Here is a 17,248-nt window from a genome sequence, read left to right on the forward strand (position 1 = left end):
ACAAAAAAGCGGCAAATTGGCTTGCCGCTTTTTCGCTTGCATCATGAACCTGTGCATTCAGACCAACCCAACACGCTTGCCAGAAAACTGGCAAATCGCATCAGTCGTTCTTGGTCTTCACAACCTTGCGGCCGCGATAGTAGCCGTTCGGGCTCACGTGGTGACGCAGGTGCACTTCGCCGGTGGTCGGCTCGACAGCGATCGGGGCCGCCGTCAGGAAATCGTGCGAACGATGCATGCCGCGCTTGGACGGCGACTTCTTGTTTTGTTGAACAGCCATGACTGACTCCTAAGCAATTTGATCGATTTTATCACATCACACGGAGCCGGAGCGTAGCCATTCCGGTAGGCGTGTGAAACGTACTGCCATCAGCGCGCGCAATACTCGCGCACGCCTAATGTTTGGTCTTCAGGTTTGCCAGCACCGCGAACGGCGACGGCTTCTTTTCAGCTTCGGTCTCTTCCGGCAACACCTCATCCGGGCAGACTGCGTGACGCGGCGACACCGGCAACGCCAGCAACAGCTCATCTTCGATCTGCGTGATCAGATCGAAGCTGCGCGAGCCGACGATGACATCGGCCTCGTCGTCATCCAGCGGAGCGGCATCGGCCTCGGCTTCCGAGCGCATGACTTCCAGGCGCGTGCGCACTGGCAGCGGTTGCTCGTAGGCCTTGAGGCAGCGCTGGCATTGCAGCCAGACCGCGCCATCCACCTCCAGGTCTACGAAGAGACGCTGGCGGGGCAACTGACCGGCGGTGGCCTCTTCGCGCACCAGACCCTGCAGTTGCCAACGGAACTGCGTGTTGGCGTCAGCTGGGGCATCGGCGGCCTGTTCGGCCCGCAGGCGGGACATATCGGCCAAATGGACCGCGCCGCTTGCCGGCTCACCCGCGCGAATGAACGCGAAAAGATCGAATGCACGAAAATCCACGAATCGAACCTGCTGAACGCGTTGCTGTTGGTGCGCGAACCGGATCGACCGCTCTGCAGCGCCCGACACCTTGCGCCTGGGCGCCCGGTTTGCGACACTGCGCGGCCAAACCGCGAAACGCGGGATTATAGCGGGCAGAAACCTCTGGCGTCAAAAGGTTTTGCTCAAAATCTACTGCATCTTCAAGCACTTATGACTTCTGCATCGCGTCCACCGTTAATTCTCGCCTCCAGCTCCCCGTATCGGCGGGAATTGCTCGAACGCCTGCGCCTGCCGTTTGAGATCGTGGTACCGAACATTGACGAGACCCCCGCCCCGGACGAGTCGCCCGACCAGACCGCTCTGCGCCTGGCACGGCAGAAGGCGGAGAAGGTCGCGACAGGCCATCCAGGCACGCTGGTCATCGGCTCCGATCAGGTCGCCACACTGGACGGCAAGCAGGTCGGCAAACCCGGGGACCACGCCCGCGCACTGGCGCAACTGCGCTGGATGCGTGGACGCACCGTCACATTCCATTCCGCGTTGTGCCTGTACGACGGCCGGACCGGGCAACACCAGAGCGAGGACATCCGCACGCTGGCCACCTTCCGTGATCTTTCCGATGAGGAGCTGGACGCCTATCTGCATCTGGAACACCCGTACGACGTTGCCGGGAGCGCCAAATCGGAAGGCCTGGGCATCGCCCTGCTCGAACGCGTGGAGTCGTCGGACCCGACCGCGCTGGTTGGCCTGCCGCTGATCGCACTGACCAGCATGCTGCGCAACGTCCACTACCCGCTCTTCGCCTGAACCATGGCCGGTACGCTTTACCTCATCCCGAATACGCTGGGCTCGCGCGATGCGGCTGACCCGCTGCCCGACGTGATTCCGACTGGCGTGCAGCAGATCGCCGCGCAACTCGATTACTTCGTTGCCGAGCATGCCAAGACCGCACGTGCGCTGCTGAAGAAGCTGTCCGAAACTACGCCGCTGGCGCGCCCGCTGCAGGAAATCACCATCCGCGAGCTGAACGTCAAAACGCCGGAATCGGAGCTGGAAGCGCTGCTAGCGCCGGTGGTTGCCGGCCAGGATGCGGGGCTGATGTCGGAAGCCGGGGTGCCTGCGGTGGCCGATCCGGGCGCGAACCTTGTGCGTCTCGCGCACCGACGCGGCGTGCGCGTAAAGCCGCTGGTAGGGCCGAGCTCGATTTTGTTGGCGGTGATGGCGTCCGGCTTGAACGGCCAGAGCTTTGCGTTCAACGGCTATCTGCCGGTCGATGCAGCCGAACGCAAGACCGCGCTGCGCACACTGGAGCAGCTTTCACGCTCAGCGGGCCAAACGCAGGTGTTTATCGAAACGCCCTACCGCAACGGCGCATTGCTCGAAGCCATTCAGGCTGGCTGCGCGCCGAGTACGCTGCTATCGATTGCAGTGGACCTGACGCTGCCCAGCGAGCAGGTGGTCACTCTGCCCGTGAGCGACTGGCGCGCAGACCGCATGAACCTGCACAAGCGGCCGGCAATCTTCTCGCTGCTGGGGCGATAGCGCCCCGCTTCCTTCTTCTACTCCTTCATCAGGAGCTTGAGCTGGCCCGTGGTGGCCAGCGCCTTCACAGCGCCCGCGCCCATCGCCGTACCGAGCTTGCGCGCCACGCGCGAGGCAAAGTTTTCCTTGACGGTGTAGTCGACCACGTCCGGCGCCTTGATGACGCTGCGCGCAACGAAGTCCGAACTACCGATCGCGTCGGCCAGACCCAGATCCACGGCCTTGGCGCCCGTCCAGAACAGCCCGGTGAACAGCGTCGGATCGTCCTTCAGGCGGGTGCCGCGCCCCTGCTTGACCACGTCGATGAACTGCTGGTGCACCTGGTCCAGCATCTCCTGCGCATATTGCTTCTGCTGGGGCGACACAGGCGAGAACGGATCGAGCATCCCCTTGTTCGAACCGGCCGTGAGCAGGCGGCGCTCCACGCCCACCTTGTCCATCAGACCCGTAAAGCCGAAGCCGTCCATCAGCACGCCAATCGAGCCGACGATGCTGGCCTTGTCGACGTAGATTTTGTCAGCGGCGGCGGCCACGTAGTAACCGCCTGACGCGCACATCTCCTCCACCACGACGTACAGCGGAATCTTCTTGTACTTGGCGCGAAGACGGCGGATTTCGTCGTTGATCATGCCCGCCTGCACGGGCGAGCCACCCGGCGAGTTGATTTTCAGAATCACGCCGACCGTGTTGTCGTCTGCAAACGCCGCCTGCAACGATGCATTAATGTTCTCGGCGCTGGCGTTTGTGTTGGCCGCAATCTCGCCGTCGAGCGTGACAATCGCCGTGTGACGGCCCGTGCTGACGGTTTCGCCCTCCAGGCTGGCGAACGCATAAATAAGCACTCCAATCAGGCCCAGGGTCACGAACCGGAAAAAGATGCGCCAGCGGCGCGCAGCACGCTGCTCACGCACGGTCGCCATCAGCACTTTTTCGAGCACCTCGCGCTCCCAGCCGCCGGCTTGTGCGAATGCGGATGCTGCTGGCGCAGCTGCCGATGCGGGCTTGCCTGCAGCCGGGTCACGCAATTCAGCTTCAAGCGGATGATCAGCGTGCTGCGTAACTTCCAGCGCTTCTGGTTTGCCTGCACCCTCGTTGGGGGCGTCGCCGGGGCCATTCGGCGGAATCGAGTCGGTCATAGACAAGAAGAAAAACGATCGAGAAGAAGAACTGCGCTAGTCGGCAGAAGATATTGGTTACGGTGCAGGTGCAGGCGCCCGGAATAACGCATCCGGCTGCCACCAGACCGCGCCGTCGTGCTCAGCCACTTCAAGCTTGGACAAATGCGAGCCCCGGCACGGCCCGCCGACGCACCGGCCCGTATCCGGCTCGTAAATGGCGCCATGCGTCGCGCACATCAGATACAGGCCCGAGCTTTCAAAAAACTGGCCTTCCTGCCAATCCATTTCCATTGGCACGTGCGCGCACTGGTTCAGATAACCATGGACGCCGCCCGCGTAACGGACGACAAACGCGCTGACGAGCCGCCCGCGCACCTCCACCTGAAACCGGACACCCAAGCCGCCATCTTCCAGCGCAACGCTTTCGCACACACGAACCGGCTCAGCCATATCAGGCATGTTCTGTCAGCCAATCGTGCAAATCGGTGACCGACGTGGCGCAATACAGCGGCGCGAGCGTGTCCAGCACATCGACAGGATGCGCGCCGTATGTGACGGCCACGCCGGCGGCCCCCGCATTGGCCGCCATCTGCAGATCATGCGTCGTGTCGCCAATCATCACCGTGCGCTCGACGTCCATGCCAAGGTCGCGCGTGAGTTCGAGCAGCATCGCGGGGTGCGGCTTGGAGAAAGTCTCATCGGCGCAGCGTGTGTTGTCGAACATACCCGTGAGATTCGTCACTTCCATCGCACGTTGCAGGCCAACGCGGGACTTGCCCGTCGCCACAGCCAGCAGATAGTTCTGGCGGCGAAGCGCTTCCAGCATTTCGCGCACCCCGGGAAACAGCACGAGATGCGCGTCGCGGCTGAGGTAGTGGAAGCGATACCGATCCGCCAGCTTGCCGTAGTCGGCAGGGTCGAGCGTCGGGACGGCATATTCGAGCGCATCCCGCAGGCCCAGGCCGATCACGTGGCTCGCCCGTGCATCGTCCGGCACCGGCAGGTCAAGATCGCGGCACGCAAGCTGGATCGACCGGGTGATGGCCGACGTCGAATCCATCAACGTGCCGTCCCAATCGAAGACGATCAGATCAAAGCGCTGCTGCGGCATCGGAATCGGGGCCCTGGAAAGCGTTAAGAAAGTCGGCGCACTCGGCGGGCAACGGGGCAGTGAATGTGACGGTTTCGCCGCTTTGCGGATGCGTCAATTGCAAGCGATGCGCATGCAGGAACATCCGCGCCAGTCGCGGAGAAGCATTCGCGCGTGACAACGCTTTGTTCAGGGCGAAGTCGCCGTACTTGTCGTCGCCCAGGATCGGAAAGCCGGCGTGCGCCAGATGCACACGGATCTGGTGCGTACGCCCCGTCTTCAGCTCGGCCTCCAGCAACGTGTACGGACCAAACACGCCAACCTTGTTGAAGATCGTGTGCGACGCCTGCCCATCGGCCTGCACGCGCACGCGACGCTCGCCTTCCGGCGTGGTGTATTTGTGCAGCGGCGACTTGATGTGTTGGCGCTTGTGCGGCCAGACACCCTTCACAGCGGCAAAGTAACGTTTATCGAGCTGCCCTTCGCGAATCTGCTCGTGCAGCGCCACCAGCGCAGAGCGCTTTTTGGCGAGCAGCAGAACACCCGACGTTTCACGGTCAAGACGGTGCACCAACTCGAGAAACTTCGCATCCGGTCGGGATTGGCGCAATTGCTCAATCACCCCGAACGCCACCCCGGAGCCGCCGTGCACGGCCACGCCGGCGGGCTTATCGATCACCAAAAGGTGCGTATCTTCGTGAAGGATCGTGAATTCTGCCGCCGGAATCGCGCGCGGTGCTTCGGCCTGCTGGGCGATCCGGAGGGGCGGAATACGGACCAGATCGCCGAGTTTCAGCCGGTATTCCGCATCGATACGGCCCTTGTTAACCCGTACCTCGCCGGAACGCAGGATGCGGTAGATATGGCTTTTGGGCACGCCCTTGGCCAGGCGCATCAGAAAATTGTCGATGCGCTGGCCTTCGGCGTCTTCGCCGATTTCAACATAGGCAACGGATTTGCCGTCGAGTGTGTCGCCGAGTGTGCCACGTCCGGCCTGTTGAATGCGGCCATCAAATGGATGGCGTAACTCATTCATTTTCAATATAATTTTCTCGCTGGACAGTCGTTTAGGCGCCAGCAACAGCCGGTCGGAACGAAACAACAGGTATTGTACACAGCCACCGTTTCGGTCCGGAACGTGCCGATCTCTCGCCCACTTGTGTTACAAAGCTAATTACGTGGCCGGCTAATCGGCACGAAAGCAGCACGCACCGCTGTCCCATCGCGCAGGACGTGAACCAAAGATCACGTCGGCAACGTCGGCCAGCGTAGAACGAGCAGCTGGTAGAACAGAATTCAAAGGCGGGCGCCACATGGGTCATCCCATACGGCGCCCGCTTGGTGAAAGAAGCCCTTGCCGCACCAGACTGGTGCCGGCCGGCTGAACATCCGGTTACCGCGTTGCCATGGCGGTCCGGCGGCAAAACTCTAAAAAGCAGCACGCCGCCCGATTTGCCCGCCGCGGGTTTCGTCCGGACAGGCCGTCCGTCAATTCGCTCTTTGTGGTCGCTTCACGCGACTCGCCGCCGCCGGCCCGCCTGCAAATGCAGTGGGCCCGTGGCACGAGTGACAGGACGCGCAACTGGACGCCAACCGCGTCCGCAGACTCCGCCCTGCCATCCGTGACGCCCTCATTTCTTTCACCCGTGCCCCGTCGCGCCTTTTTTTATTGGCCGACACTTCGGCAATTCGTTGACCACCCGCTCCGCCTTTGCGTGCTCCATGAAGCGCCGTGCTTGCACGGCATTGGAGTGAGGTTGCAATGAAACGCATGTTGTTCAATGCGACGCAGCAAGAAGAATTGCGCGTCGCCATTGTCGATGGTCAGAAACTGATCGATATCGACATCGAAACCGCCGGGCGCGAACAGCGCAAAGGCAATATCTACAAGGGTGTCATCACCCGAATCGAACCGTCGCTGGAAGCCTGCTTCGTCAACTACGGCGAAGAGCGGCACGGTTTCCTCCCCTTCAAGGAAGTCGCCCGCGCCTATTTCAAGAACGGCGTGGACGTGCGCACCGCACGCATCCAGGATGCCCTGTCCGAAGGGCAGGAACTGATCGTCCAAGTTGAGAAGGAAGAGCGCGGCAACAAGGGCGCCGCCCTAACCACGTTCATCTCGCTGGCCGGCCGCTACCTGGTCCTGATGCCGAACAACCCGCGCGGCGGCGGCGTGTCGCGCCGCATCGAGGGCGAAGACCGCCAGGAACTGCGCGAGACGATGGCGCAACTGGAAGTGCCGGACGGCATGAGCATCATCGCCCGCACCGCCGGCATCGGCCGCTCGGCCGAAGAGCTGCAGTGGGACCTGAACTACCTGATGCAGCTGTGGAAGGCCGTTGACGGCGCCGCCGTCGACAACAAGGCCCCGCTGCTGATCTATCTCGAATCCAGCCTGGTGATCCGCGCGATTCGCGATTACTTCCAGCCGGATATCGGCGAAATCCTGATCGATACGGACGATATCTACGATCAGGCCCGCGCGTTCATGAGCGTGGTGATGCCCGACAACATGAATCGGGTGAAGAAGTACCGCGACGACGTTCCCCTGTTCTCGCGCTTCCAAATCGAGCACCAGATTGAATCGGCGTACTCGCGCATGGTCATGCTGCCTTCAGGCGGCGCCATTGTGATCGACCACACCGAGGCGCTGGTCGCCATTGACGTGAACTCGGCACGCGCCACCAAGGGAGCCGATATCGAGGAAACCGCCGCGCGCACCAACCTTGAAGCTGCCGACGAAATCGCCCGTCAGCTCCGTCTGCGCGACCTGGGTGGCCTGATCGTGATCGACTTCATCGACATGGAGTCGAGCAAGGCTCAGAAGGACGTCGAAACCCGCCTGAAAGACGCGCTGCGCCATGACCGCGCCCGCGTGCAGATGGGCAAGATCAGCCGCTTCGGCCTGATGGAGTTGTCGCGCCAGCGCCTGCGCCCATCGCTGTCGGAAGGCTCGCACGTCACTTGCCCGCGCTGTAACGGCACGGGTCACATTCGCGATACCGAATCGTCCGCCCTGCAGGTGCTGCGCATCATCCAGGAAGAGGCGATGAAGGAAAACACCGCCGCGATCCACTGCCAAGTGCCGGTGGAAGTGGCTGCTTTCCTGCTCAACGAAAAGCGTCCGGACATCAACCTGATCGAGACCCGCTTCAAGGTCAACGTGCTGCTGATCCCGAACAAGCATTTGGAAACGCCGCACTACAAGCTGGAGCGCCTGCGCCACGACGATCCACGCCTGGACGACGACAAGGCCAGCTACAAGATGGCCGAAGAGGCCGCCAAGGAACTGGAAGCCGACACCGCTTACAGCACCCGCAAGGAAACTGCCAAGCCGCGCCAGGAAGCAGCCGTCAAGGGCATCACGCCGGACCAACCGGCACCCGTGTCGGTGCCGCGCGCTGAGCGTCCGGCTCGCACTGAACCCGCTCCGGTACCGCAAGCGCCGGCTCCGGTGCCTGCTCAGGGTGGTTTTGTTTCGTGGCTGAAATCGCTGTTTGGCGCCAAGCCGGCCGAGCCGGTGGTGGCTGCGCCGATCGAAGCGCCGAAGCAACGTGCAGACGAAGGCAACCGCCAAGGCCGTGGCAATCGCCAGGACCGTGGTGGCCGTGGCCAACGCGGCGAACGTGGCGAGCGCCAAGGTCAGGGCCAGAACGGCCGCGATGGCAGCCGCCAAGGCCGAGAGCGCAACGAAGCCCGCGAAGGTCAGCAACAAGGCCAGCGCGAGGGTCAACGTGACGGCCAGCGTGGCAACCGCGATCGCAACCGCCAGCCGGCTCAGGTCGAAAGCACTGTTCGCGAGACAGCTGAAGCCCGCCTGCCCCAGCAAGGCCAGGAAGTCCGTGCCGAGGGCCAGAATCAGGGCCAGGGCCGCCGCGAGCGCAATCAAGACCGTCGCGAGCGCCAGCCGCGTGAGGGCCGTGAAGCCCGCGAAGGTCGTGAGCCGCGCGAGCCGCGTGAAAACCGTGAACCGCGCGAAAACCGCGGCGAGCGCGATCAACAAGCCAAGGAGGCCGCAGCCGTGGCCACCGAAGCCCTGCTCGACCAGACCGCCGCATCGCCAGTGCCGCAACCGCTGCTCGACACCGCTGCTCCGGCAGAAAGCGTCGTGGACGAAGGCGTGACCCCGGGTGCGGAAGGCAACGGTGAAGGTGAAGAGCGCCGTCGTCGTGGCCGTCGTGGTCGCAACCGCTATCGCCGTGACCGCGAGGGTGCGGAAGGCGTCCGCGCAGAAGGTGAAGGCGAAAACGAAGGCGCCGAAAGCGCAGACGAAGCCGTCGCAGAGATGCATGCCGAGCCGGTGCTACCCGCAACTGTGACGGAACCTGTGCAGACGACGTCGTTCGCACCGGTTGAGAACCCGGCTCCGGTGGTGCAAGAGCCAGTGCATACGGCGGAAGCCGTGGCACCCGTGTCGGCCCTGCCGCAAGTGCAGCCGACTGAGCCCGTGCTGGCAACCGCTGCTGCAGCGCCTGCCGCGGAAGTGCAAGCGCCTCAAGAGGCCATCGTGACGGCCTTTGCCGAAGTGCCGGCGCCGGTCAGCACGATTGCCCAGGCTTCGCCGCTGCCGATCGAGACGCTGCAGAGCGTGCTGGACAACGCCGGCATGACCTGGGTCCACACGGATACTCAGAAGCTGCGCGCCTCGCAGGAAGAAGCTGCCCGCACCGTTCCGGCACCGCGTGTGCCACGCGAGCGCAAGCCGCTGCCGCCGGTCCAGCACGGACCGATGGTTCTGGTCGAAACCAACCGCCCGGCGGGTGGTGCAGACCAACAGTAAGCAGCACACCGGCGGGCAACCGCCGGGGCACATGCCTGAGGGCGGCTTCGGCCGCCCTTTTTCCTGTGCGCGTGATATCGAGTATGAAACCCCACCGCTCGCGTGGCACAGGGGCTGCGCTACACTCGAAGTTGTATCGGATGCGACAGTCCCGCTTCGCGGATTGACGCACCGCACCACACCATGACCGAAACCGTCATCCCCCTCTACGATCTGCGCGATGGCCAGCACCACCGCGCCACGGTGCCCACCGTGCCCAATGTGCTCGTCCCTGCAGAGGGCCGGCTGACGGACACGCGCGGCCGCCGGTTGCACGATCTGCGCATCTCGGTGACGGACCGCTGCAACTTCCGCTGCGTCTACTGCATGCCGAAGGACGTGTTCGACAAGGATTACCGCTTCCTGCGGCATTCCGAGCTGTTGTCATTCGAAGAGATCGAACGCATGGCGCGGCTGTTCATCGAGCACGGCGTCGAGAAGATCCGCCTGACCGGCGGCGAGCCCCTGCTGCGCAAGAACATTGAGCGCCTGATCGAAATGCTCGCCCGCCTGACCACGGCCGAAGGCAAGCCGCTGGACCTGACGCTCACCACCAACGGCGCCCTGCTCGCACGCAAGGCGCAGTCGCTCAAGGACGCTGGCCTTAGCCGCGTGACCGTCAGCCTTGACGGCATCGACGATGCGACTTTCCGCCGCATGAACGACGTCGACTTTGCCGTGAGCGAAGTCCTGCAAGGCATTGAAGTCGCGCAGAACATCGGACTGGCACCAATCAAGGTCAACATGGTCGTCAAGAAAGGCGACAACGATGATCAGATCGTGCCGATGGCGCGTCACTTCCGTAGCAGCGGCATCATCGTCCGCTTTATCGAATACATGGATGTGGGCACGACCAACCACTGGGAAATGCGCTCCGTCGTGCCCTCGGCGGAGGTCGTCAAGCGTCTCTCCGCGGAGTTTGCGATTGAGCCCCTGTCGGCCAACTACAGCGGCGAGACCGCCGAGCGCTGGCGCTACGTTGATGGCGCTGGCGAAGTCGGTGTGATTTCCAGCGTGACGCAGGCGTTCTGCCACGATTGCACACGCGCCCGGTTGTCGACCGAAGGTAAGCTGTATCTCTGCCTGTTCGCCACCGAAGGCTTCGACCTGCGCGCGCTATTGCGCGGCGGCGCGACCGATCTCGAACTCTCCAATGCGATCCGCACGGTCTGGCAAGGCCGCGCCGACCGCTACTCCGAATTGCGCGCCAGCGGCGAGGCCCATCCGGCCGGCCGGCGCATCGAAATGTCCTACATCGGCGGCTGAATCCGCCAGCGCTCAACGACATGATTCCGACATCCGACATCACCGGCCTGATCCTGGCCGGCGGCCGGGGCAGCCGCATGGGCGGCGTCGACAAGGGCCTCCAGACGCTTCGCGGCGCGCCGATGGCGATGCACACGTTGATGCGCCTGTCGCCACAGGTCGGCCACATGCTCGTCAACGCCAATCGCAACCTGGCCGCGTACGAATCGTTCGGCGTGCCGGTGGTGGTGGATTCGGTACCGGACTTTGCCGGCCCCTTGGCGGGCATCCTGGCCGGGCTGGAGCAATGTCAGACGCGTTACCTGCTGACTGCGCCATGTGATTCCCCCTTCGTGCCGACCAACCTCGCGGCCAAGCTCTCGCAGGCAATGGAAGAGGCCAACGCGCGGATCGCCATGCCGGTGACGATGGAGCCGGATGCGCACGGTCAAGCGCGCCGGCAAGTGCAGCCGGTATTCTGTCTGATCGATGCGCTGCTGGCCGACGACCTGATTGCCTATCTGCAAGGCGGTGGCCGCAAGATCGAAACCTGGACCGCGCGCCACCCGACGGTGGACGTGTTATTTGACGACAGCACCGCCTTCGCCAACATCAACACGCTGGAAGAACTGCACCACCTGGCCGAGCGCCGCTAGAGCGCCAACGCCACCTGATCCCTCATCGACGTCATGACCACCCTCGCCTCTGTCGTTTCGTGCCTGTCCGATTACGATCCGAATGCCCTGCCCGTGGCGCAGGCGCAAGCCATCATGCGCGACTTCGTGCAGCCCGTGAGCGGCATTGCACGTGTGCCCATCCGCAGCGCGCTCGATCGCGTGCTGGCCGAAGACGTGCTGTCGTCCATCGACGTGCCTTCGCACGACAACTCGGCGATGGACGGCTTCGCCTTTGCCAGCGCAGAGCTGGCAGGCGACGCGGGCGAAGTCTCGTTGCGCGTGATCGGCACGGCGTATGCGGGGGCCGCGTTTGAGGGTGCGCCGAGCATCGGCGAAGCCGTGCGCGTGATGACCGGTGCCGTCATGCCGGCGGGCTGCGATACGGTCATCCCGCAGGAGTTTACGCAAGGCGATGCAAGCACCGTCCGCTTTGCCCGCGATGCCGTGCGCGCCGGCGACAACCGCCGTCTGCGTGGTGAAGATCTCGCGCGGGGCAGCGCCGCGCTGTCGGCCGGCCGTAAGCTGCGCCCCGCCGATATCGGCCTGCTCGCCTCGCTCGGTATCGCCGAAGTGTCAGTGCGCCGCAAGCTGCGCGTGGCGTTCTTCTCCACCGGCGATGAGCTGCGCTCCATTGGTGAACCGCTCGACGCTGGCTGCGTGTACGACTCCAACCGTTACACGCTGCACGGCATGCTCTCGCGCCTGGGCGTGGAACTGCTCGACATGGGCGTCGTCCGCGACGACCCGGCGGCACTCGAGGCCGCTTTCCGTACCGCCGCCGAAAACGCCGATGCGATCATCACTTCGGGCGGTGTCTCCGTCGGCGAAGCAGACTTCACCAAACAGATGATGGCCAAGCTTGGCGACGTGACGTTCTGGAAGATCGCCATGCGCCCAGGCCGGCCGATGGCGTTCGGGCGCATCGCGTCAAATGGCCGCAGTGCTTTCCTGTTTGGCTTGCCCGGCAACCCGGTGGCGGTGATGGTGACGTTCTATCACTTCGTGCGCGGCGCGCTGCTGCGCATGATGGGCGCGACTGACGCCGGCGCTCCGCTGGTGCCAGCGGTGAGTGCCGCCCCGATCCGCAAGCGCCCTGGGCGCACGGAATATCAGCGCGCAATTGCCGCCCTGAACGATCGCGGCCAGCTCGAAGTCCGCCTGACCGGCCAGCAAGGTTCCGGCGTGCTGCGTTCCATGAGCGAAGCAAATTGCTTCGTCGTGCTCGCCCACGAACAGGGCCAGGTCAACGCTGGCGACGCCGTGCAGGTACTGCTGTTCGACGGTCTCGTCTAAGCGGCGTGACGACGGCGGCTCTTGTGCCGGCTGCAACACCGTACGCTGTCGGTTTTTTGCGTCACCTCCCGGCTGCGGGTATCGGCGCCTCGGTCGATTCGCTACACTCTGCGCCAGTTTGATTGTTTCGGATTTGAGCCTGAGCACTGCCATGATGACCAAGGAGATTGCGTATCTTCACCCGGCCCACACCGCGCGCGCGCTGGTGCTGGTGTATCTCTGTTTCTCGCTGCCGGTCGTAGGGCTGTTCTTCTTCGTCGGCTTTGTCCGCTACGGTGAACTGCCGACGATCGTCGTGCTCAGTGGCCTGATCCTCAATGCCCTCGTTGGTTTTGGCGCGCTGTGGCTCGCCTGCCATGCCTACAACTGGGTCGCCGAGCGCTTTGGCGGTATCGAGATCCTGTTGCGCGACGTGCCGGAAGAAGCCTGATCGGCTTCCGTGGTTCAAGAAGAAGGGGCGGAAATATCCGCCCTTTTTCTTTTGCTGACGCCGATGGCCTGTTCGCCCCCGCCTTACTCGGCCTCAGTTTCGTCGTCCTGCGGCACGGCGGTTTCCAGCCCCAGCACGCTCTGCGCGGAATCGCTCGGCAACGCCTCTACCGCCTTGAGCTTGCGGTTCATCTGGCGGGTACGCACCTCGGCCTGCTCGATGTTGCTGACGGCGCGCTCCAGCGTCTTCTTGGTCGCGGCCAGCACATCGCCAAACTTTCCGAACTCGCTCTTCACCGCACCGAGCACTTGCCAGACTTCGCTCGAGCGCTTTTCCAGCGCCAGCGTTCGGAAGCCCATCTGCAGGCTGTTGAGGATGGCCGTGAGCGTGGTCGGGCCCGCCACCGTCACGCGGAACTTGCGCTGCAGCTCGTCCGTCAGGCCCGGGCGGCCCAGCACTTCGGCGTAAAGGCCCTCGGTCGGCAGGAAGAGGATGGCGAAGTCGGTCGTGGCCGGCGGCGCGATGTACTTCTCGTGGATGGTCTGCGCCTCTTTGCGCACTGCGACTTCCAGCTCGCGGCTGGCGCCGGCAGCGGCGTCGACATCAGCACGTTCCTGTGCGTCGAGCAGGCGTTCGTACTGCTCCTTCGGAAACTTGGCATCGATCGGCAACCAGACAGTTGCATCGTGATCGGCATCGGTTTTGCCGGGCAGGCGGATGGCGAATTCCACGCGCGCACCGGTGCCGCGCGCGGTCTCAACGTTCTTGTCGTACTGGTCGGGCGTGAGCATCTGCTCCAACAGCATCTCAAGCTGGACTTCGCCCCAGGTGCCGCGCGTCTTCACGTTGGTCAGCACCTTCTTCAGGTCGCCCACGCCCTGGGCCAGCGCCTGCATTTCGCCCAGGCCGCGATGCACCTGTTCAAGTCGATCCGACACCAGCTTGAACGACTCGCCCAGGCGTTGCTCCAGCGTGGCGTGCAGCTTTTCGTCGACGGTGCGGCGCATCTCGTCGAGCTTGGTCGCGTTGTTCGCCTCGATGTCCTTGAGCTTCTGTTCCAGTGTGGCGCGCACCTCAGCCAGACGGCGCTCGTTGCCCTCACCCAGTTGGGTGAGTTGCTGCTGCATCGCCTCACCAAAGCGGCGCAGCGCGTTGCCCTGCTCGTCGCGTGCCTGCTGCGCTTGCTGCTGCAAGTTCTGGCGCACGGCTTCGAGCTGCTGCGTGTTTGTCTCGGTCAACTTGGTGAGCTGCTGCGCAAACGTGTCGATCTGGTTGTTCTGCAGCGTGGCGACACTGGTGAGCTGCGTGGCCAGCACCTGCTGGAATTGCCCCAGTTGCTGGGTAATGTCACTGCGGCCGATACGGGCCGTCTCAGCGATTTCGCCACGCAGTTCGCGCTCGATGCGTTCGTTGCCGCGGGTCAGTTCGTCGCGCAGTGCCGCGAGCATCGGCGCCACATCGTTCTCCGCGGGGCGAGACACACCGCGCCAGATCAGCACGCACAGCACAGCCACCACGGCCACGCCCAGCAATGTCAGTAAAGCCAACCATTCCATATCAGCGTTCGGTCAGGAAGATGCGCGCTGCGCCAGCGCATCCGGGTTCAACAAATTGGGTGGGTGCCCTGCGCGCGGGCCGAAGCCAAGCGCAGCGATCAGGTTGTCGGCCGCCAGATTGGCCATGCCCAGGCGCGTACCAAAGGTGGCACTGGCAATGTGCGGCGTGAGCGCGACGTGCTCGGCCTCCAGCAACGCCGGGTGCACCTTCGGCTCACCCTCGTACACATCCAGGCCGGCCGCGAAGATGCGCTTATCCGCCAGCGCCTGCGCCAGCGCGGCGTCATCCACGATGCCGCCTCGCGCGAGGTTGACCAGGGTGGCGGTCGGCTTCATCTGCGCCAACTCAGCCGCACCGATGGCGTGGTGGCTCTCCTTGGAATACGGCAGCACCAGCACGAGGTGATCAGCCTGCTTCAGCAATTCTTCCTTGCTGACGTACGTGGCGCGCGTGTCCTGCTCGACTTCCGACGAAAGCCGGCTGCGGTTGTGATAGATCACGCGCATCGAGAAGCCGCTTGCACGCCGCGCCAGCGCCTGGCCGATGCGGCCCATGCCGAGAATACCCAGCGTGCTGCCATACACCTCGGCGCCGAGGAAGGTGTCGTACGTCCAGCGCTTCCACTGCCCTGCACGTAGCCAGCGTTCGGATTCGGACACACGGCGTGCGGCGGCCATCAGCAAGGCCCAGCCGAAATCGGCCGTGGTCTCGGTGAGGATGTCCGGCGTGTTGGTGGCCAGGATGCCCGCGCGCGTCATCGCCGCAAGATCAAAGTTGTTGTAGCCGACCGCCATGTTGCACACCGCGCGCAGCGTCGGTACGCGGCTGATCAGATCGCCGTTGATGGTGTCGGCTGCGTTGGACAGCAGGCCCACGCGACCTTGCAGACGCTCGGCCAGCGCTTCGGGCGGATAGTTGACGTCCGCCTGGTTGTCGATCACGTCGAAGGTCTCGCGCAAGCGCTCAAGCACTTCGGGAAACATCGCACGGGTGACAAGGATTCCGGGTTTCATACGTTCAGCACACGTTCGGTTAGCGGAAGAAGACGAAGGTCATCAGAACGAAAATCGGCACGAGAATGCACACGGACCACAGCATGTAGCCAAAGAAGCTCGGCATCTGCAGCCCACGGCTTTCCGCGATGGCCTTGACCATCAGGTTGGGCGCGTTGCCGATGTAGGTGTTGGCGCCCATGAACACGGCCGCGGCCGAGATCGCTGCCAGCGTAGAGGCGCCCTCGCTCATCAGCATGCTCGCGTCGCCGCCGGCGGTGTTGAAGAACACCAGATACGTCGGCGCATTGTCGAGGAACGACGACAGCAACCCGGTCGCCCAGAAGTACATCGCGTTGTTCGGCTGACCCGCGCTGTCGTTGACGAGATGGACGATGCCTGCGAACGGGCCATCCACGCCGGCCTTGAGCATGGCGATCACCGGCCCGATCGTGATGAAGATGCCGGCAAACAGCTTGGCGACCTCCAGGATGGGCTCCCAGTTGAACTCGTTGCCGGCGCGCGCGCCACTGGGGGTGAGCCACAACGAAAGCAGTGCGATGGCGATCAGCCCGATGTCGCGCACCACGTTCTGCAGCAGCACCTCGGTGCCCATCACGTGGAAGACGATGCCAGGCTTCCACAGCCCGCTCATCAGCACGAGCCCCAGAATGCCTGCCAGCAGCACGAAGTTGACGTTGCCTTCGAAGCGTAGCGGGCCCGCGTCGTCTGGTGTGGCGTCGGTGATGTTGGGCAGTTCTTCCTTGCCCGTGTGATAGAAGTAGCTGTCGATGACGAAGAAGCTGGCCAGCAGCAGCACCCACATCGTCAACGTCTGGCGCCAAAGATGTTGCGCGGTCCAGAAGAAATCGACCCCCTGCAGAAAGCCGAGGAACAGCGGTGGATCGCCCAGCGGCGTAAGCGCTCCACCGGCATTGGCCACCAGAAAGATGAAGAATACGACGACGTGCGCGCGATGCCGGCGCGCCTCGTTGGCGCGCAGTAGCGGCCGGATCAGCAGCATGGCGGCACCGGTCGTCCCCATGACGCTGGCCAGGGCCGTGCCGAGCGCGATCAAGCCCGTATTGAGCTTTGGCGTGCCATGCAGATTGCCGCGGATGCAGATCCCGCCTGCAACAACGTACAAAGCGGCGATCAGCGCGATGAAGGGGATGTATTCAGCAAGGGCTGCGTGATTGACGGACGCGATGGACGCCTCCGGACCGAACACGATCCCGAACGGCACCAGAAGCGCCAACGCCCAGGCCGCCGCGATCTTGCCGTAATGGTCGTGCCACAGCTTGGGCACCATGAGCGGTGCGATGGCAATCGAGAGCAGGATGCCCGCAAACGGCAAACCCCAGAGCACGGACAACTCCGCGCCATTCACATCAGCGGCGCGCGCCAGGCCACAGACAAACAGGAAGACAAGGGGCCAGAGGCGTTTCACGTAGGCGTTCTCCTAAGCGTGGGCGCGCACCGCAAACGCAGTCGCGCCGCACAAACAAAGACGCCAGTGTAAACGCCCGAGGTCTGTCGCCCACTAAACCTCCGCAGATGTTTGATCGGGC

Annotated in this window: 16 protein-coding genes; 7 read left to right on the forward strand and 9 right to left on the reverse strand. The window is 63.7% G+C overall.

Annotated elements, in window-relative coordinates; genetic code table 11:
- Positions 1-100 precede the first annotated feature (100 nt).
- Together rpmF and R2N16_RS05880 are read right to left on the reverse strand one after the other, a co-directional pair.
- On the reverse strand, positions 101-280 hold the full coding sequence (gene rpmF, locus R2N16_RS05875) for a 50S ribosomal protein L32 (protein WP_009238536.1): 180 nt from the start codon (positions 278-280) through the stop codon (positions 101-103).
- 115 nt (positions 281-395) lie between these two features.
- Positions 396-932: a YceD family protein gene (locus tag R2N16_RS05880; RefSeq protein ID WP_316664627.1), complete on the reverse strand. Its 537-nt coding sequence runs from the start codon at positions 930-932 to the stop codon at positions 396-398.
- Positions 933-1,124: 192 nt separating this feature from the next.
- Here R2N16_RS05880 and R2N16_RS05885 point away from each other — a divergent pair, with 192 nt between their 5' ends.
- Both R2N16_RS05885 and R2N16_RS05890 read left to right on the forward strand, forming a co-directional pair.
- Entirely contained in the window at positions 1,125-1,721 is a 597-nt protein-coding gene (locus tag R2N16_RS05885; RefSeq protein WP_316664629.1) for a Maf-like protein, read from the forward strand.
- Positions 1,722-1,724: 3 nt separating this feature from the next.
- On the forward strand, positions 1,725-2,456 hold the full coding sequence (locus tag R2N16_RS05890) for an SAM-dependent methyltransferase (protein WP_316664630.1): 732 nt from the start codon (positions 1,725-1,727) through the stop codon (positions 2,454-2,456).
- Between the two features lie 17 nt (positions 2,457-2,473).
- Here the strand turns inward: R2N16_RS05890 and R2N16_RS05895 are convergent, their stop codons facing one another.
- Genes R2N16_RS05895 through R2N16_RS05910 form a run of 4 tightly spaced genes read right to left on the reverse strand, consistent with a single transcriptional unit; the run spans position 2,474 to position 5,700 of the window.
- Positions 2,474-3,592 (reverse strand): S49 family peptidase, encoded by a 1,119-nt coding sequence (locus R2N16_RS05895; protein WP_316664853.1) that lies wholly within the window; start codon positions 3,590-3,592, stop codon positions 2,474-2,476.
- Between the two features lie 57 nt (positions 3,593-3,649).
- On the reverse strand, positions 3,650-4,033 hold the full coding sequence (locus R2N16_RS05900; protein ID WP_316664632.1) for a Rieske (2Fe-2S) protein: 384 nt from the start codon (positions 4,031-4,033) through the stop codon (positions 3,650-3,652).
- Complete coding sequence (locus tag R2N16_RS05905; protein WP_316664633.1) at positions 4,026-4,685, reverse strand: HAD-IIIA family hydrolase; 660 nt, start codon at positions 4,683-4,685, stop codon at positions 4,026-4,028. Before R2N16_RS05905 ends, R2N16_RS05900 begins: the two co-directional genes overlap by 8 nt.
- A complete protein-coding gene (locus R2N16_RS05910) occupies positions 4,666-5,700 on the reverse strand; it encodes an RluA family pseudouridine synthase (RefSeq protein WP_316664854.1) in 1,035 nt (344 codons plus the stop codon). Before R2N16_RS05910 ends, R2N16_RS05905 begins: the two co-directional genes overlap by 20 nt.
- A gap of 726 nt (positions 5,701-6,426) precedes the next feature.
- Here R2N16_RS05910 and R2N16_RS05915 point away from each other — a divergent pair.
- The 5 genes from R2N16_RS05915 (at position 6,427) to R2N16_RS05935 (ending at position 13,128) form a co-directional block, all read left to right on the forward strand.
- The gene (locus R2N16_RS05915) at positions 6,427-9,444 is read left to right on the forward strand and encodes an Rne/Rng family ribonuclease (RefSeq protein ID WP_316664634.1); all 3,018 of its coding nucleotides are present in this window, start codon (positions 6,427-6,429) and stop codon (positions 9,442-9,444) included.
- A 183-nt stretch (positions 9,445-9,627) separates the two neighbouring features.
- Complete coding sequence (gene moaA, locus R2N16_RS05920; RefSeq protein WP_316664635.1) at positions 9,628-10,749, forward strand: GTP 3',8-cyclase MoaA; 1,122 nt, start codon at positions 9,628-9,630, stop codon at positions 10,747-10,749.
- A gap of 20 nt (positions 10,750-10,769) precedes the next feature.
- Positions 10,770-11,384: a molybdenum cofactor guanylyltransferase MobA gene (gene mobA, locus R2N16_RS05925; protein WP_316664636.1), complete on the forward strand. Its 615-nt coding sequence runs from the start codon at positions 10,770-10,772 to the stop codon at positions 11,382-11,384.
- Positions 11,385-11,417: 33 nt separating this feature from the next.
- Complete coding sequence (moeA, locus tag R2N16_RS05930) at positions 11,418-12,698, forward strand: molybdopterin molybdotransferase MoeA (RefSeq protein WP_316664638.1); 1,281 nt, start codon at positions 11,418-11,420, stop codon at positions 12,696-12,698.
- A gap of 151 nt (positions 12,699-12,849) precedes the next feature.
- The gene (locus R2N16_RS05935; protein ID WP_004635681.1) at positions 12,850-13,128 is read left to right on the forward strand and encodes a hypothetical protein; all 279 of its coding nucleotides are present in this window, start codon (positions 12,850-12,852) and stop codon (positions 13,126-13,128) included.
- Positions 13,129-13,211: 83 nt separating this feature from the next.
- Here the strand turns inward: R2N16_RS05935 and R2N16_RS05940 are convergent, their stop codons facing one another.
- From R2N16_RS05940 to R2N16_RS05950, 3 genes are read right to left on the reverse strand one after another with little or no spacing between them, the layout of a single operon-like run.
- Positions 13,212-14,684, reverse strand: a complete 1,473-nt coding sequence (locus R2N16_RS05940; RefSeq protein ID WP_316664639.1) for a DNA recombination protein RmuC — start codon at positions 14,682-14,684, stop codon at positions 13,212-13,214.
- Between the two features lie 12 nt (positions 14,685-14,696).
- Positions 14,697-15,698, reverse strand: a complete 1,002-nt coding sequence (locus R2N16_RS05945; protein WP_316664641.1) for a 2-hydroxyacid dehydrogenase — start codon at positions 15,696-15,698, stop codon at positions 14,697-14,699.
- Positions 15,699-15,717: 19 nt separating this feature from the next.
- Positions 15,718-17,127, reverse strand: a complete 1,410-nt coding sequence (locus R2N16_RS05950; protein ID WP_316664642.1) for a sodium:proton antiporter — start codon at positions 17,125-17,127, stop codon at positions 15,718-15,720.
- Positions 17,128-17,248 lie beyond the last annotated feature (121 nt).

Origin of the sequence: Ralstonia psammae, assembly GCF_958405935.1 — a bacterium.
GTDB classification, from domain to species: Bacteria; Pseudomonadota; Gammaproteobacteria; order Burkholderiales; family Burkholderiaceae; genus Ralstonia; species Ralstonia psammae.